Genomic DNA, 15,370 nt, shown 5'->3' with positions numbered 1-15,370 from the left:
CCACGCGGCTGGGGCAAGACTACCAGCAATTGCCTACCGCCGTGCTGATGCCTGTTTTGTACTTTTAATGTACTTTCATTGTTCAAAACCACGGGTTTACACGGGTATATTCCGGCCTTTTCCGTGCGTTATAACGCCGTATGTATTTTTAATGTACTTACGATGATGAAAATCGCATTGATCGGTTGTGGGGAAGTGGGCACTTGCTATGCCGAGGCCTGGGTGGCGGGTGGCCACCGGATCGTGGGCATCTGCGAACTGCGGCAAGACGCCCCGATGCAGGCGCGCGCGCAGTCGTTCGGCAGCGCCTTGTACGCCGAACCGGGCCCCTGGCTGCAAGAGGCGGACATCGTGGTCTCGGCCGTGTTCGGGCACGCCGCGCTTGCCGTCGCCCGGCAGGCCTTGCCGCATCTGCGCCAGGACGCGGCCTATGCCGACTTCACCACGGCCAGCGCAGCGGACATGCGCGCGGCGGCCAGCGTTGCCGCGTCGGCCGGTATTCCCTACACCGACGTTGCCATCATGGGCGCCATCGCGCTGTTGGGCGCGCGCACGCCGCTGCTTTGCGCCGGAACGGGGGCGGAAGCGGTCGTGGCGTTCACTGCCGGCTGCGGCGCGCCAGCCCAGGCCATCGCCGGGCAGGCGGGCGATGCGGTTCGCCTGAAGCTGTTGCGCAGCATCATGACCAAGGGCATGGAAAGCCTGGCCGTCGAATGCCTGGTGGCGGCTGAAAGCATGGGCCTGCGCGCGTCTTTGTACGAAGTGCTGTCGGACATCGACCGCACGCCGCTCACCACCTTCGTGGATTCCTTCGTGCGCTCGCATGTGCTGCATGCGCCGCGTCGTCTGGCCGAAGTGCGCGAAGCCCGCGAACAACTGGTGCAAGCCGGCTTGCAGCCCTTGGTGCTGGATGGCGTGGAGCGTCTCTTCGCGCGCACCACTCAGGGCATCGAAGCGGCGCGCGAGGCCGGCTCGTTCAACGTGCCGGATTCGGTTGAGGCGCGCCTGGCCTGGCTGACGCCGCTTGCGCGGACGTCCTGACCAGAGCTGTTAAGTATTCAAGATCCCAGGACCGGCCCCAAAGAGGGCCGCCCGAACCATCCCAAACAAAATAGTGAGGAAGACAATGACATCCCTGAAAAAACTGCTGGTAGCGACCACGCTGCTTGTCTCGTCGGCCGCGGCCGGCGCCGCCGATATGGGCTCGGCCCCGATCACGCTGATCTCGCCCTTTCCGCCCGGCGGCGGCACCGACACGCTGACCCGCATGATCGGCACCGCCATCGCAGAGGACACCGGCTGGAACATCGTGGTGGAAAACAAGCCGGGCGCGGGCGGCAACCTGGCGCTGGACGCCACCGCGCGCGCCAAGCCGGACGGCCACACGCTGGTCATGGCGCAGACGGACAACATCGTGCTGAACCCGTGGCTCTACAACAAGCTCAGCTACGACACCTTCAAGGACTTCAAGCCGGTGGGCCTGGTGGCGTCGTCGCCCAGCGTATTCGTGGTGGTGCCCGATTCGCCCTACAAGACGCTGGATGACGTGGTGAAGGCCGCCAAGGCGCGCCCCGGCCAGGTGTCGTTGGGCATACCCGGTATTGGCGGCAGCGGCGATTTGATCGGCCATCTGTGGCGCAAGGCGGCCGGCATGGAACTGATGCACGTACCGTATCGCGGCTGGTCGCAAGCGTTTCCCGATCTGGCCAGCGGCCGCATCGACCTCTACACGGGTTCCGTCGCATCGTTGTTGCCGCAGATTCGTGGCGGCAAGGTGCGCGCGCTGGCCGTGGTGGCGGACGCCCGTTCGCCCGCCTTGCCCGATGTGCCCACCTTCGCTGAAAGCGGCTTCAAGTCCATCAACCAGACCATCTGGTGGGGGCTGATGGCGCCGGGCAAGACGCCCGACGACGTGGTGGCCACGCTGAACAAGGCGCTGAACGCCTCGCAGGCCAAGCCGGAACTGGTGAAGAAGCTGGAAGCCGCCGGCTACAGCGTCATGGCGGGCACCCCTGCCGACCTGGCCAAGCGCCACCGCACCGACCACGACATCTTCGGCAAGGTCGTGCAGGAAGCCGGCATTCCGAAACAATAAGCCCCCACATCGACAGCACCTGGAGCACCCCATGATCGGCTTTGACATCCACCCGCGCGCGCGTGCGGTCAGCAGTGATGTGGTTGAAAAATTCCGCCCCATTCCCGTGGCGAACATCAGTGATTGCATGTGGCGCATGACGGCAGGCGGGGCGCGCCTGCGCCCCATGCACGACGGCAGTTCGCTGGCTGGCCCCGCGCTGACGGTGCGCACGCGCCCCGGCGACAACCTGCTAGTGCACAAGGCGCTGGAACTGGCCCAGCCCGGCGACGTGGTGGTGGTGGACGCAGGGGGCGACCTCACCAACGCCATCATCGGTGAAATCATGACAACCTACGCGCAAACGCGCGGTCTGGCCGGCATTGTGATCAACGGCGCCATTCGCGATTGCGGCGCCATCCGTCGGGGTTCGTTTCCGGTGTATGCGGCCGGCATCACGCATCGCGGTCCTTACAAGGACGGCCCGGGCGAGATCAACACGGTGATTGCGCTGGACGGCATGACGATCACGCCGGGCGACCTGATCCTGGGCGATGAAGACGGCCTGCTGTGCGTGCCGTATGAGCAGGTGGACGCGATCTATGCAGCGGCCACGGCCAAGATGGAAGTCGAAGCACGGATGATGGCGCAGATTGCCGCCGGCACGCTGGACACCTCGTGGATTGACGCGCGGATGCAGGCGCAGGGCTGGAAGCCGTAAGCGCTGGGCCCTGATTAATAAGCGGGTGAAGGCCTGGGCTTCAGTCCCGCTTCAGCCCCAGGCGGCGCAGCAGCCGGTCCAGCACTGCGCCGCCGTAGGCCCACGACAGCACCGCCAGCACCAGCATCGCCACGGTGAAGTAGGCGCGCGCGGCCAGCGGCACCGGGTTGTGTGCGGCAATGCTGCGCAGCGGCTCAAGCGCCGTGAAATCGCTGGCGGCCAGCGTGCTGAACAGCAGCGCCAGCACCGGCCCCGTGAAGCGCGGGGGCTCGCCGCGCGTGGCCGGGTCGCCTTGTGACGCCCACTGCGCCAGCCGGAACAACTGCACCACGATGGTCGCAAGCGGAATGGCCACGGCAAGCAGCAGCACGAACAGGGCAACGAGAATCTGGGGCGAATACATAGAAGACTTCAGGAAAAGGGGCCAACCCTACGTGTCCGCCGGCGGCTTGCGCTGGCTGCGAAACAGCAGGTGCGTGGCCGTCAGGTGAAACCGCATGGCGATCTCGGCGCAAGCCGCGTCCCGCGCGCGCAGGGCCGCGATGATCTGCCGGTGATGTTCCACGCTGCGCAGCATATCGTCATGTGTGTAGAAATAGAACGAGCCGATGATGATCGGCATGTCCAGCAGGTTTTCCACCATGTTGCGCACCCGCGCGGATTGCGCCGCGTCAAGCAGGGCGTGGTGAAAGAGGTTATTGCAGTGCTGCACGCGCGCCACCTTGTCGGCGTCGTCCGACTGCACCGCGTCCAGCATGCGCTGGTTGATCTGTTCAAGCTGCTCGATCTGTTCGGGCGTGGCGCGTTCGGCGGCGGTGCGCGCCGCATAGGGCTCCAGCAGCAGGCGCAAGTCGAACGCCTCGTTGATGTCGCGGTCCACCCAGCCCAGCACCTCGGCGCCGCGCCGGCCTTCGCGCTTGACCAGGCCATCGGCCACCAGCCTTTCGATGGCGCTGCGCACCGGCGTGCGGCTGACGGCAAGCTCGGCCGCGATGTGTTCTTCGCGCAGCCGTTCACCGGGCAGGAACACGCCCGACATCAGCCGGCGGCGAAGTTCCGCATAGACAAGGTCGCGGGCGCTGGTCATGGTGGCGCAGGGTTCCTGGGGGGGGGCAGCGAAGAGTTCCAGACTATACCCGAAGGGCCGGCCGGATCCCGGTGAAATTGAGGGTGATTCCTATACCCCGGCCATCCAGTCCCGGCCCCCATTCCACTCGCGCGCCATGGCACGCGGCAATCTGCGCCACCAGCGACAAACCGATGCCGCTGCCGCGCTCGATGGCGCCCGGCACGCGGTAGAAACGGTCGAACACACGCTCGCGCTCGCTGACGGCAATGCCGGGTCCGTTGTCCGCCACGCTAAGTTGCGCGCCGCCTTGCGGCAGTGGGCCGCAACTGACTTTCACGCAGCCGCCTTCCGGCGTGTAGCGCAAGGCGTTGTCCAGCAGGTTGCGCACCAGCACCCCCAACGCGTCGACATTGCCGGGAAGGGAGGTGGCGTGGGTGTCCAGGATGATGCGCTGCCGCTTGGTATTGGCCAGCACTTCGCTGTCGCGCGCAATCATTTGCACCAGCTGGTCCAGCGGCACGGGCTCGATCTCGCTTTCGTCCTGGGCCTGCATGCGCGCTTGTTCCAGCAACTGTTCGGCCAGGCGCGACGTGCGCAACGCCACGTCGCGCAGTTTTTCCACCGCCTGGTTGCGCGCCGTTTCAGTGTCGCTGCGCAAGGCCAGCTCGGCATAGGCGCTTAGCGCCGCCAGCGGCGTGCGCAGTTCGTGCGCCGCGTCGGCCAGAAAGCGCCGTTCCCGGTCCAGCGATGCCGACAGCCGTTCCAGCAAGCCGTTGATGGCGCCGATGAAAGGCCGCAGCTCGCCCGGCATGCCAGCGGGGGGCACCGGCGTCAGGTCCACGCCGGTGCGGTTCACGATGGCGTCTCGCGCGCGGTCCACGGGGCGGAAGGCGCGGCGTATCACCAGCCACGTCAAGCCCGTCAGCGCCAGGAAAAGCGCGGTGAAGAACCACAGGCCGCTCCACATGCGCGCCACGGTGTCGTCCTGCAATTGATCGACCGACTTGGCGAACTGCACCTGCACCAGCCCATCCGCATCCGACAAGGCATAGACGCGCCAGGGTTCGCCATGCACCATCACGTCCTGGAAGCTGTCTTCAAAGCTCTGCACCATGGGGGTATCGGGCGCGGTGGGCGAGCGCACGATAAGCCGCTTGTCGGCCAGCGACCAAACCTGAAAGTTGGAGGTTTCGCCGTCGAAGCTCGATGACGCGGGCAGGTCGAAACGGTCTTCTTCGTGCAAGGGCTCGGCTTGCAGCAGGCTGGTGGGCAGCGACAGCAGCACCTTTTGCGCGCCGTAGCGCACGCTTTGGTCCAACATGCCGGTTTCGGCGCGCGTCTGCTGCATATAGATCAGCAGGAACACAATCAGCCAGGTGGCCAGCATGGCCAGAAGCAGGGTGACCGCCAAGCGGCGGCGCAGCGTGATCATGGCGCGGCGCCCGCCACCATGCGGTAGCCCAGCCCGTGCTGCGTTTCAATCAGCCCATCGCCCAGCTTGCGCCGCAGTTGATGGATGTACACGGCCACGGTGTTGCTTTCGATGGTGCCGCTGCTGCCGTATACCGCCACTTCCAATTGGTCGCGGCTGACGGTGTGGCCCATGCGCTGCATCAGCGCCAGCAGCGTGTGGTACTCATGCGCGCTCAGGCTGACTTCCTGGCCGCCGCGCTTGACGACGCGGCCGGCCGGTTCCAGCACCACGTCGCGGCAACGCAGCGCGGACACCACGCTGTTGCTGCTGCGCCGAAGCACGGCGCGCAGGCGGGCCAGCAACTCATCCAGTTGAAACGGCTTGACCAGGTAATCGTCGGCGCCCGCGTCCAGCCCCTGGATGCGTTCGCTGAGTCGGTCGCGTGCGGTGATGATCAGTACGGGGGTGGTGTCGAACCGGCCGCGCAGCGTCTTCAGCAGCGTCAGCCCGCTGCCGGCGGGCAAGCCCAGGTCCAGCAGCACGGCTTGATAGCCGTGGTCCACCAGCGCCAGTTGCGCTTCAGGCATTGTGCGTGCCCAGTCCACATCGGCCCCATCTTCGGCCAGGCCCGCGCGCAAGGCATCGCCAAGCATGGGGTCGTCTTCGACAAGCAGGATACGCACGCACGCTCCAGAGCGCCGTCAGGCACGGCGCGGCGGGGTCTTAAAGAAATTTTAAAAGTTGATCAGGACAATGCAGGCCAATCCCGGGGCGCTTGCCCACGGCCAATGTCATGAACGAAAGGAAGCCCTGATGCGGATGGGTATAGTAGCAAGAGGCCTGATGGCCGGCGCGGTGCTTGGCGGCGCTGGCGCGGCGCAGGCGCAGGCCACGAACGGCATAGGATTAGGGGTCGGAGCCATTCCGGTCTATGAGGGGTCCAGCGAATATCGCGCGCTGCCCGTGCCGCTCATCAACTACCATTCCGGCAATTTCTTCATCACCCCCCGCATGGGCCTGCCCGCCATGGGTTTGAAGACGTCCTTGGCGCCCGACCTGGATGCGGGCGTGTTCGTGGGCTTGAGCCTGGGGCGCAAGGCCGACGACGCCGACCGCACCGAAGGCCTGGACGACATCAAGTTCCACGCGGCTTACGGGGCCTATGTGGAATGGCGGCCGGGCCGCTATTCGCTGGGCGCGGGCTACAAGCAGGCGGCGCGCAGCGGCTATGGCGGCACGCTGGAGCTGCGCGCGTCCTACGCGGCGCTGAAGACCGAACAGAACACGGTTCAGGTGGGCGTCAGCACGGAATGGGCCAACCACGACGCCATGCAGACCTGGTTCGGCGTGACCTCATCGCAAGCCGCGCGCAGCCGCGAAGGCCTGTCGACGTACTCGCCGTCTTCCGGCTTCAAGTCGGCGGCCTTGTTCACGACCTGGTCGTATCGCATCAACCCAAGCTGGAGCACGGTGTCCACCCTGGGCGTCAACACCTTGCTGGGCGACGCGCGCGACAGCCCGCTGACCGAGCGCAAGACCAATGTGTTCGGCTCGGTGGGCGTGATGTACCGCTTCTGAACCCCGCGGCGAGGCGGGGAACAGCGGGGCGGGTAGCGGGGCGGGCAGCGACAAATCGTTCAATGGTGCGCTAAATCGTTCAAGAAGGCGCCAGGGCCGCCGGATACAATTTCGGCGGTGTCCCCTCGCCCATTGAGCCTTCCCATGCCCGACTTCCCGCCTGAACCCCAAGCCGTCCACAGCCCGACCACGCGCCACGCCATTTTTATCGTGGCCACGCTCAACCCCGGCGCCGACGCCGCCGCCACCGTGCGCGGCTGGTGCGAAGACGTGGCGGCCCGCGTGCGTACCGTGAACACGCGTTCGCCCTTGGAAAACCTGTCCTGTGTGTGCGCGTTCGGCGCCAACGCCTGGGACGCCTTGTTCGGCCAGCCACGCCCGGCCAACCTGCACCCGTTTCGCGTCTTCGGCGACGGCGAACGCGTGGCCGTGTCGACCCCGGGCGACATCCTGCTGCACATCCGCGCCGATTCCATGGACCTGTGCTTTGAAGTGGCGACCTTGTTGATGGACGGCCTGGGCGATGCGGTGACCGTGGTGGACGAAGTGCACGGTTTCCGCTATTTCGACCGCCGCGCCATCATCGGCTTTGTCGACGGCACCGAGAACCCCGAGGGGCGCGAAGCCGTGCATTTCACCGTCATCGGCGATGAAGACGCCGAGTTCGCGGGCGGCAGCTACGTGCTGGTGCAGAAGTACCTGCACGACATGGCCGCGTGGAATGCGCTGACCGTGGAAAGCCAGGAAGGCGTCATCGGGCGGCACAAGCTGTCCAACGTGGAACTGGACGACGACATCAAGCCGGCGTCGTCCCACAGCGCCTTGACCACGTTGGAAGAGAACGGCCAGGAAATCAAGATCCTGCGCGACAACATGCCATTCGGCCGCGCGGGCATGGGCGAATTCGGCACGTATTTCATTGGCTACGCGCGTTCACCCGCACCCATCGAGCAGATGCTGGAAAACATGTTCGTGGGCCGTCCGGCGGGTAACTACGACCGCTTGCTGGACTACAGCCGCGCCGTGACGGGTGGGCTGTTCTTCGTGCCGTCGGCGGATCTGCTGGAAGAACTGGCGTCGCGCCCCGCCGTGGCGGTCGTGGCCCAGGACGACGCGGCGCCCGCCATCCACGACTAAATACCGATTGCGCCGCGTCTGGCTAAAGGTTCCGCCGCCTTTGCCGTAAGCCCAACGTGGCCGTCGGTTTCGTGTATTGCCTGGCGGCCGCATCCCCGTGCCGTCCGGCATGGGTCGTGGCAGTCAGAAGGCAAGAATGAAAATCACCTCGTTGCGCAACCGCATTTTATTGATCACCTGCTTTACCGTCGTCGGGGCACTGGTGCTGTCGGGTATCACCACCTACCAGATCGTGCGCAGCAACATGATGGCGACCATCTCGGGCAACCTGGACGCCATCGCGTCGGGCAATGCCAGCGCCATCGAGCGCTGGTCGCACGACAAGGCCCAGGCCGTGACCGCCACCGCCGCCGTTGTCGAAAAAGGCGACCCGCGTGGCCTGACCAAGCTGATGGGCGAGACCAACGGCTTTCCCGTTTCGACCATCGGCTGGTCGGACAAGACCTTTTTTTCAACCACGCAGACCGCCGCTGGTTACGACCCCACCGCGCGGCCCTGGTACAAGAGCGCGGTGGCGGCGGGCAAGCTCACCGTCACCAAGCCGTATGGCGATTCAACCACCGGCAAGCTCTACGTGGCCTTCACCGCCCCGATGATCCGTGGCGGGCAGACCACGGGCGTGCTGAGCGGCGCCGTGCCGCTGGACGGCATCCAGAGCATCATCCGCGCCATTCGCCCCACGCCGTCCAGCCTGGCGTTCGTGGTGGCGGCCGACGGCCAGGTTATTTCGCACGTGAACGACAAGCTGGCGTTGAAGCCGTCCACCGACGTGGCCCCGGCATTGACCGCCGCCGCGCTGACTGCCATGGCGCGCGACGGCGCCGAACCCATCACCGTCAGCCTGGACGGCGAGCCCAAGCTGATCAAGGCGCGCCACATCCCCGGCACCGACTGGTCGCTGGTGATTGCGCTGGACCAGGCCGAAGCCACGGCCGGCCTGACGCAAGTGCTGAACGCCACGCTGATTTCGCTGGTGGTGCTGACCCTGGTGGCCGTGGGCATCGCCAGCGTGGTGACGTCGCGCGCCTTCAAGCGCCTGTCGGCCGTGCGCGACGCCATGGACACCATCGGCTCGGGCGACGGCGACATGACGCACCGCCTGGCCGTGGTGGGCCACGACGAAGTGGCGCAGATTTCGGCGTCGTTCAACGCCTTTGTCGACAAAATCAGCAAGGTGATGCTGGACGTGCGCGCGGGCGTGCATTCGATGTCGGCCGCCACGCGCGAGATCGACATGGGCAACCGCGACCTGTCCCAGCGCACGGAGACGTCGGCCGGTTCCTTGCAGGAAACCTCGTCGGCGCTGACGCAGATGACCTCCAGCGTGCGCCAGACAGAAGAAGCCGCCGAGCACGCCAAGCGCCTGGCCACGGAAGCCAGCGTGGCCGCCGAGCGCGGTGGCAAGGTGGTGACGGACGCGGTGACCACGATGAGCGCGATATCGCAGTCGTCGCAGCGCATTACCGAGATCATCAGCGTGATCGACAGCATCGCTTTCCAGACCAACATCCTGGCGCTCAACGCCGCCGTGGAAGCCGCGCGCGCCGGCGAACAGGGCCGAGGTTTTGCGGTGGTGGCGGGCGAAGTGCGCACGCTGGCGCAACGCAGCGCCGCATCCGCGCAAGAGATCCGCACGTTGATCCAGGCCTCGGTGGAAAACGTGAAGAGCGGCACCGAGCGGGTGCAGGCGGCGGGATCGACCATGAGCGAAATCGTGGACGGCATCGCCCGCGTGCAGCGTCTGGTCAATGAAATCCACGGCGCGATGACCGAGCAAAGCGTGGGCATCAGCCAGATCGACCGCAGCGTGGCCGACATGGACCAGGCCACGCAGCAGAACGCGGCCCTGGTGGAGGAATCCGCCGCGGCCTCGGCCATGCTGAGCGACCAGGCGCGCGTGCTGGCGGATACGGTGGGGCTGTTCAAGCTGCGTGGCGATGTGCAGGGGCAGGGGCAGGGCAATCAAAACATGGGGAATCAAAGGCTGGCGTTGGGGCACGCGGCATAAGGGCAATACGCCAGCGCAATCCCCCCAGAGCGTCGGTTGGAGCCCCCCCCCCCAGATCCGCCTTCTAAAGTAGCCCCGGGGCCGGCTCGGCCCACCCCGGGGAGTTGCCCGGCGGCGCGCTTGGCAGCAGAATCCGTCTACCGAGATCGAACCAAGGATGGATGAAGATGGCCGACGCCGCCGCCGCAACGCCCCAGGACGCAATGATCCCCTCCCGCCACGGCCGTATCCACGCCCGCCGCTGGGCGGGCGCGGACACCCCCATCGTGCTCTTGCATGATTCCCTGGGCAGCGTCGGCCTGTGGCGCGACTTCCCGGCCCATCTGGCCCAGGCCACGGGCCGCGCCGTCATCGCCTACGACCGCCTGGGTTTCGGCCAGTCGGACCCGCACCCCGGCACGCTGCGCGCCGACTTTGTCTACGCCGAGGCCGAGGACGCCTTTGCCGCGCTGGCCGACCACTTTCAACTGTCGCGCTTCATCGCCTTCGGCCATAGCGTGGGTGGCGGCATGGCGGTGGCGATTGCCGCGGCGTTCCCGCAACGCTGCGTGGGCGTCATTACCGAATCCGCCCAGGAATTCGTGGAAGACCGCACCCTGGCCGGCATCCGCGAAGCCGGTGAACAGTTCCAGGATCCCGCCCAACTGGAACGCCTGAAGCGCTATCACGGCGACAAGGCGCAGTGGGTGCTGGATGCCTGGGTGCATACCTGGCAGTCGGCTGAATTCGCCGACTGGAACCTGGACGCGACCCTGCCGCGCGTGAGCCAGCCGCTACTGGCCATCCATGGTGAAAACGACGAGTACGGCTCCATGCGTCATCCTGAAAAGCTCACGGCGCTGGCGGCCGGGCCGGCGCGGATGCTGCCGCTGGCGGGCTGCGGCCATGTACCGCACCGCGAAACCGAGCCGGTGGTGCTGGAGGCGGTGCGTGAGTTTTTGGCGCGCCACGAGGTTTGACGCCGGGCCGCATCGGATGCGCGGGCAATGCGCGGGCAATGCGCGGGCGTGGTTAATTTTTGTTCGGGCGTGCCGTTAACACGTTAGAAGCTCTAACAAGAATGTAGACAAAACCCGGGCAGACGCTGCCCAATGTGGATGCTCAATGACCGTCATCAGCTCGTTGGCAGGCGCGACCAGCGCCGCCCCGCTTAGCACGCCCGTTACCGTCATTCGCGCGGGGCAAATCGTCAACCCCGCCGTCGATCCGGCCCAGTCGGCCGGTTCCGCGAAATCGTCGGTCGTGATGCTGGGCCAAGGCGTTTCCACCACCGCCGGCTCGGTCTACGACGAAACGGGGACCGTGCCCGATGCCCTGGCCGTTGCGATGTCCAAGAGCGTGGACGCGCGCACCCGCGTCAGCCCGTTCGCCGAGGTGGGCGCGGCGGTGCTGAACCGCTTGCGCACCGACGGCGCCAGCCATTCCCAGTGGATGCCTGCCACGCGCATCGCGGCGTCAGCCACCGCCGAAGCCGGCCCCCTGTCCGAAGCTGATTTGCAACCTGACAACGCGGTGTCGCTGCGCATCGACACGGCCAGCGGCGTCAAGGTGCAAGTCACCCTGCAAAGCGGCAAGGAAGGCATGGCCGTGCAGATCGACGTGACCGAAGGGGAGTTGAACGAAGACGAACGCCGCGCCATCGCTGCGTTGTCGGGCGCCTTCCAGGACGCGCTGGACGGCTTGGCCGAAGAGCCGCCGCGTTGGTCGCTGACGAAGTTGGCCAACGGCAGTTCGCCCTTGCTGTCCTCGATCAGCCTGCGCCAAACCCGCATGGTGGACGGCGCTGAGCAGACCGTCGACTTTCAGGCGGATGCCAAGCAAAAGAGCCTGACCGTGTCCAGCGTCATGGGCGTGGTCAAGGTGGATTTGGACCTGACCCGCCCGGTTACGCTGGGCTCGGCCGAGCAACAGTCGGCCGCCGTCTCCAAGTATTTGCAGCAGTTTGACCGCGCCCAGCGCCGGGGCTCGGGTGATGAGGCGCTGATGGGCACGTTCAAGGACGTGTTCGCGGCCATGCACACCAGCTACGGCGCGGCGCAGGTTCCGGCGGCGGACACCACCACGCGCCGCCTGCCCGCGGCCGACGCGCATCGCAGCCTGTTGTCTGGCCTGGCGGATTTCTCGGCGTCGATCGAGCAGGTGCGAGACGCCATCAACCCGGCGCGCCCCAAGGAGTTGGACGGCTTTTCGTTCCAGGCCTCGCAAAGCAGCCAGGTGTCGGGCAAGGCGGGTTGGGATCTGGCGGTCTCGCAAACGCAGCAGTCCGCGCTGACGGCCAGCTATCACCGGTCGCTGTCGCCGGACGTGCAGTTGGCGCTGACCCAGGACGAGAAGTCGCAGAACTACCTGTACTTCCAGATTCATGACACCACCAGCAGCAAGACGGACGTGGGCTATCAGGAGGGCGTGCTGGCGACGGCAACGCTGAACGAATCGCGCACGCAAAGCACGCAGGTGTCCAAGTTCATCAAGGGCAAGCAGGTCGACCAGTCCTTCACGCCATCGTCCGAATCAAATTCGCGCAACCTGCTGTCTTTGGTGCAGGCCGCGAAGCTGGATGAAACCGAGAACGACCCGATGGCTCCGCGCGATCAGGCGGAAGAGATCCTGCGCCGCAAATACCTGGACCTGGCGCGCCAGGCCGCTGACCTGCGGATGGGTTGATTCCGGGTCTGGATTGGGGCGGGGGCTGTCCTTTACTATGGCTCGATGAGCCCACGAAAGCCCCCCGCCAAACTCCGCGCCGACGCCTGCATCCGCGTTCGCGGCGCGCGTGAACACAATCTGAAGAACGTCGATGTGGATATTCCCAGAGACGCGCTGGTCGTGTTTTCAGGGGTGTCCGGATCGGGCAAATCATCGTTGGCGTTCGGCACGCTGTACGCGGAAGCACAGCGGCGCTATCTGGAATCGCTGTCGCCCTATGCACGGCGCCTGATCGATCAGGTGGGCGTGCCGGATGTCGACGCCATCGAAGGGCTGCCGCCCGCGGTGGCGCTGCAACAGCAGCGCGGCACGCCCAACGTGCGCTCCACGGTGGGCAGCGTCACCACCTTGTCCAGCATGTTGCGCATGCTGTATTCGCGTGCCGGCACCTACCCGGCCAGGCAGCCCATGCTGTACGCCGAAGACTTCTCGCCCAACACGCCGCAGGGCGCCTGCCCCCATTGCCACGGCCTGGGCTACGTGTACGACGTGACCGAGGCGTCGATGGTGCCCGACCCATCGAAGACTATCCGCGAGCGCGCCATTGCGTCCTGGCCGCCCGCCTGGCACGGTCAGAACCTGCGCGACATCCTGGTCACGCTGGGCTACAACGTCGACATCCCGTGGCGCGACCTGAAAAAGAAAGACCGCGACTGGATCCTGTACACCGATGAGCAGCCCACGGTGCCCGTCTACGCGGGCTTCACGCCGGCCGAGACGCGCGCCGCCCTGCGCGCCAAGCAGGAACCCAGCTACATGGGCACCTACACGGGCGCGCGCCGCTACGTGATGCACACCTTCGCCACGACCCAGAGCGCGATGATGAAAAAGCGCGTGGCGCGGTTCATGACGGGCGCGGCCTGTCCGGTGTGCGACGGGCGCCGCCTGAAGCCCGAGGCCTTGTCGGTGACGTTCGCCGGCCTGGACATCGGCAGCCTGTCGCGCTTGCCCTTGGCGCGGATCGCCGAAGTACTGACCCCGGCCGCGCGCGGCCAGTTCGATGCGCCCGCCACGGACGCCGCGCGCAGCCGCGCCACCACCCGCCAGGACAACGCGCGCCGCGTGGCGGCCGGCGGCTTGGCGCACACGGGCAGCACCGATGTGCGCCGCACGCCCGACCTGTCGCCGGAAAAGCGCATCGCCGCGCAACGCATCGCGCATGACCTGGTCGAGCGCATCGGTACCTTGCAGGCGCTGGGCCTGGGCTATCTGGCAATGGACCGCGCCACGCCCACCCTGTCTCCGGGCGAGCTGCAACGGCTGCGCCTGGCCACACAGATCCGGTCCAACCTGTTCGGCGTCGTGTATGTGCTGGACGAGCCCTCGGCCGGCCTGCACCCGGCCGACGGACAGGCGCTGCACCGCGCGCTGGACCAACTGAAGGACGCGGGCAATACCCTGTTCGTGGTCGAACATGACCTGGACACGCTGCGCCGCGCCGATTGGCTGGTGGACGTGGGGCCGGGCGCGGGCCAGCATGGCGGGCAGGTGCTGTACAGCGGCCCACCGGAAGGCTTGAAAAAGGTGACGGCGTCACTGACCGCGCGCTATCTGTTCAACCCGGCGCCGGCCGGCAGGGCAGCCGTGCGCGAGCCCTCGGGCTGGCTGTCGCTGCGCGGCATCCATCGCAACAACCTGCACGGCATAGACGCGCGCTTTCCTTTGGGCGCGTTCACGGCGGTGACGGGCGTGTCGGGCTCGGGCAAGTCCAGCCTGGTCAGCCAGGCGCTGGTTGAACTGATCGGCGAACATCTGGGGCAGGAACCGGTGGCGGAAGAAGCCGATGGCGATCTGCCCCAGGCCGATGGCCCGCCGCGCACGACCGGCCGCATCGACGCGGGCGCCGACGCCATCAAGCGTCTGGTCAACGTGGACCAGAAGCCCATTGGCCGCACGCCCCGATCCAACCTGGCCACCTACACCGGCCTGTTCGACCAGGTGCGCAAACTATTTGCGGACACCCGCGCCGCCAAGTCGCGGCGCTATGGCGCGGGCCGCTTTTCCTTCAACGTGGCGCAGGGCCGCTGCGACACCTGTGAAGGCGAAGGCTTCGTGCACGTAGAACTGTTGTTCATGCCCAGCGTGTACGCGCCGTGCCCGGTATGCCATGGCAGCCGCTACAACGCCAAGACGCTGGAAATCGAATGGAACGGCCGCAACATCGCCCAGGTGCTGGCGATGACGGTGGACGAGGCGCTGACGTTCTTCAGCGAAGAACCCGCGGTGCAGCGCCCGCTGTCCTTGTTGCACGAGATCGGCCTGGGCTACCTGCGGCTGGGTCAACCGGCGACCGAACTGTCTGGCGGCGAAGCCCAGCGCATCAAGCTGGCCACCGAACTGCAACGCAGCCAGCGCGGCAACACCCTGTACGTGCTGGACGAACCCACCACCGGCCTGCACGCGGCCGACGTGGATAAGCTGATGGCGCAATTGCACGGGCTGGTCGACGCGGGCAACACGGTCGTGGTCGTGGAACACGACCTGCGCGTGGTCGCTAACAGCGACTGGATGATCGACGTCGGCCCCGGCGCGGGCGAAGACGGCGGCCACATCGTGGCCGAAGGCGCGCCAGCGGACGTCAGCCGCAGCGGCAAGGGCGCCACGGCGCCATTTCTGAAACGGGTGCTGGCGGGCGGTTGATGGCGGGCGCGATCACCGGTATG

13 protein-coding genes are annotated in these 15,370 nt (G+C 66.5%); 9 read left to right on the top strand and 4 right to left on the bottom strand.

The genetic code is table 11. From position 1 onward, the window contains the following. The first annotated feature begins 162 nt into the window (after nucleotides 1–162). From ELS24_RS25005 to ELS24_RS24995, 3 genes are all read left to right on the top strand, one after another. The gene (locus tag ELS24_RS25005; RefSeq protein WP_240669377.1) at nucleotides 163–1,041 is read left to right on the top strand and encodes an NAD(P)-dependent oxidoreductase; all 879 of its coding nucleotides are present in this window, start codon (nucleotides 163–165) and stop codon (nucleotides 1,039–1,041) included. Between the two features lie 85 nt (nucleotides 1,042–1,126). After that, a complete protein-coding gene (locus ELS24_RS25000; RefSeq protein ID WP_127185636.1) occupies nucleotides 1,127–2,095 on the top strand; it encodes a Bug family tripartite tricarboxylate transporter substrate binding protein in 969 nt (322 codons plus the stop codon). Nucleotides 2,096–2,126: 31 nt separating this feature from the next. Next, the gene (locus ELS24_RS24995; protein ID WP_127185635.1) at nucleotides 2,127–2,795 is read left to right on the top strand and encodes an RraA family protein; all 669 of its coding nucleotides are present in this window, start codon (nucleotides 2,127–2,129) and stop codon (nucleotides 2,793–2,795) included. Between the two features lie 40 nt (nucleotides 2,796–2,835). Here ELS24_RS24995 and ELS24_RS24990 read toward each other — a convergent pair whose 3' ends face one another. Genes ELS24_RS24990 through ELS24_RS24975 form a run of 4 tightly spaced genes read right to left on the bottom strand, consistent with a single transcriptional unit; the run spans nucleotide 2,836 to nucleotide 5,961 of the window. Continuing rightward, nucleotides 2,836–3,198, bottom strand: a complete 363-nt coding sequence (locus tag ELS24_RS24990) for a hypothetical protein (RefSeq protein WP_050445439.1) — start codon at nucleotides 3,196–3,198, stop codon at nucleotides 2,836–2,838. A gap of 27 nt (nucleotides 3,199–3,225) precedes the next feature. After that, nucleotides 3,226–3,882, bottom strand: coding sequence for a GntR family transcriptional regulator (locus ELS24_RS24985; RefSeq protein ID WP_050445438.1), 657 nt, complete (start codon nucleotides 3,880–3,882; stop codon nucleotides 3,226–3,228). 43 nt (nucleotides 3,883–3,925) lie between these two features. Then, entirely contained in the window at nucleotides 3,926–5,296 is a 1,371-nt protein-coding gene (locus tag ELS24_RS24980) for an ATP-binding protein (RefSeq protein WP_127185634.1), read from the bottom strand. Further along, the gene (locus ELS24_RS24975) at nucleotides 5,293–5,961 is read right to left on the bottom strand and encodes a response regulator transcription factor (RefSeq protein ID WP_050445436.1); all 669 of its coding nucleotides are present in this window, start codon (nucleotides 5,959–5,961) and stop codon (nucleotides 5,293–5,295) included. Before ELS24_RS24975 ends, ELS24_RS24980 begins: the two co-directional genes overlap by 4 nt. 130 nt (nucleotides 5,962–6,091) lie before the next feature. Here ELS24_RS24975 and ELS24_RS24970 point away from each other — a divergent pair, with 130 nt between their 5' ends. From ELS24_RS24970 to ELS24_RS24945, 6 genes are all read left to right on the top strand, one after another. After that, complete coding sequence (locus ELS24_RS24970; RefSeq protein WP_050445563.1) at nucleotides 6,092–6,856, top strand: MipA/OmpV family protein; 765 nt, start codon at nucleotides 6,092–6,094, stop codon at nucleotides 6,854–6,856. Between the two features lie 144 nt (nucleotides 6,857–7,000). Beyond that, nucleotides 7,001–7,993: a Dyp-type peroxidase gene (locus ELS24_RS24965; protein WP_050445435.1), complete on the top strand. Its 993-nt coding sequence runs from the start codon at nucleotides 7,001–7,003 to the stop codon at nucleotides 7,991–7,993. Between the two features lie 136 nt (nucleotides 7,994–8,129). Further along, on the top strand, nucleotides 8,130–10,001 hold the full coding sequence (locus ELS24_RS24960; protein ID WP_127185633.1) for a methyl-accepting chemotaxis protein: 1,872 nt from the start codon (nucleotides 8,130–8,132) through the stop codon (nucleotides 9,999–10,001). A gap of 167 nt (nucleotides 10,002–10,168) precedes the next feature. After that, on the top strand, nucleotides 10,169–10,960 hold the full coding sequence (locus tag ELS24_RS24955; RefSeq protein WP_127185632.1) for an alpha/beta fold hydrolase: 792 nt from the start codon (nucleotides 10,169–10,171) through the stop codon (nucleotides 10,958–10,960). Between the two features lie 145 nt (nucleotides 10,961–11,105). Beyond that, entirely contained in the window at nucleotides 11,106–12,665 is a 1,560-nt protein-coding gene (locus tag ELS24_RS24950; protein WP_127185631.1) for a hypothetical protein, read from the top strand. Nucleotides 12,666–12,710: 45 nt separating this feature from the next. Next, nucleotides 12,711–15,347: an excinuclease ABC subunit UvrA gene (locus ELS24_RS24945; RefSeq protein ID WP_127185630.1), complete on the top strand. Its 2,637-nt coding sequence runs from the start codon at nucleotides 12,711–12,713 to the stop codon at nucleotides 15,345–15,347. Nucleotides 15,348–15,370 lie beyond the last annotated feature (23 nt).

The organism is Achromobacter spanius (assembly GCF_003994415.1).
Taxonomy (GTDB): domain Bacteria; phylum Pseudomonadota; class Gammaproteobacteria; order Burkholderiales; family Burkholderiaceae_B; genus Achromobacter; species Achromobacter spanius_C.
Note: the sequence above shows the minus strand (reverse complement) of the source record. Positions and strands in the feature narration are given on the sequence as shown.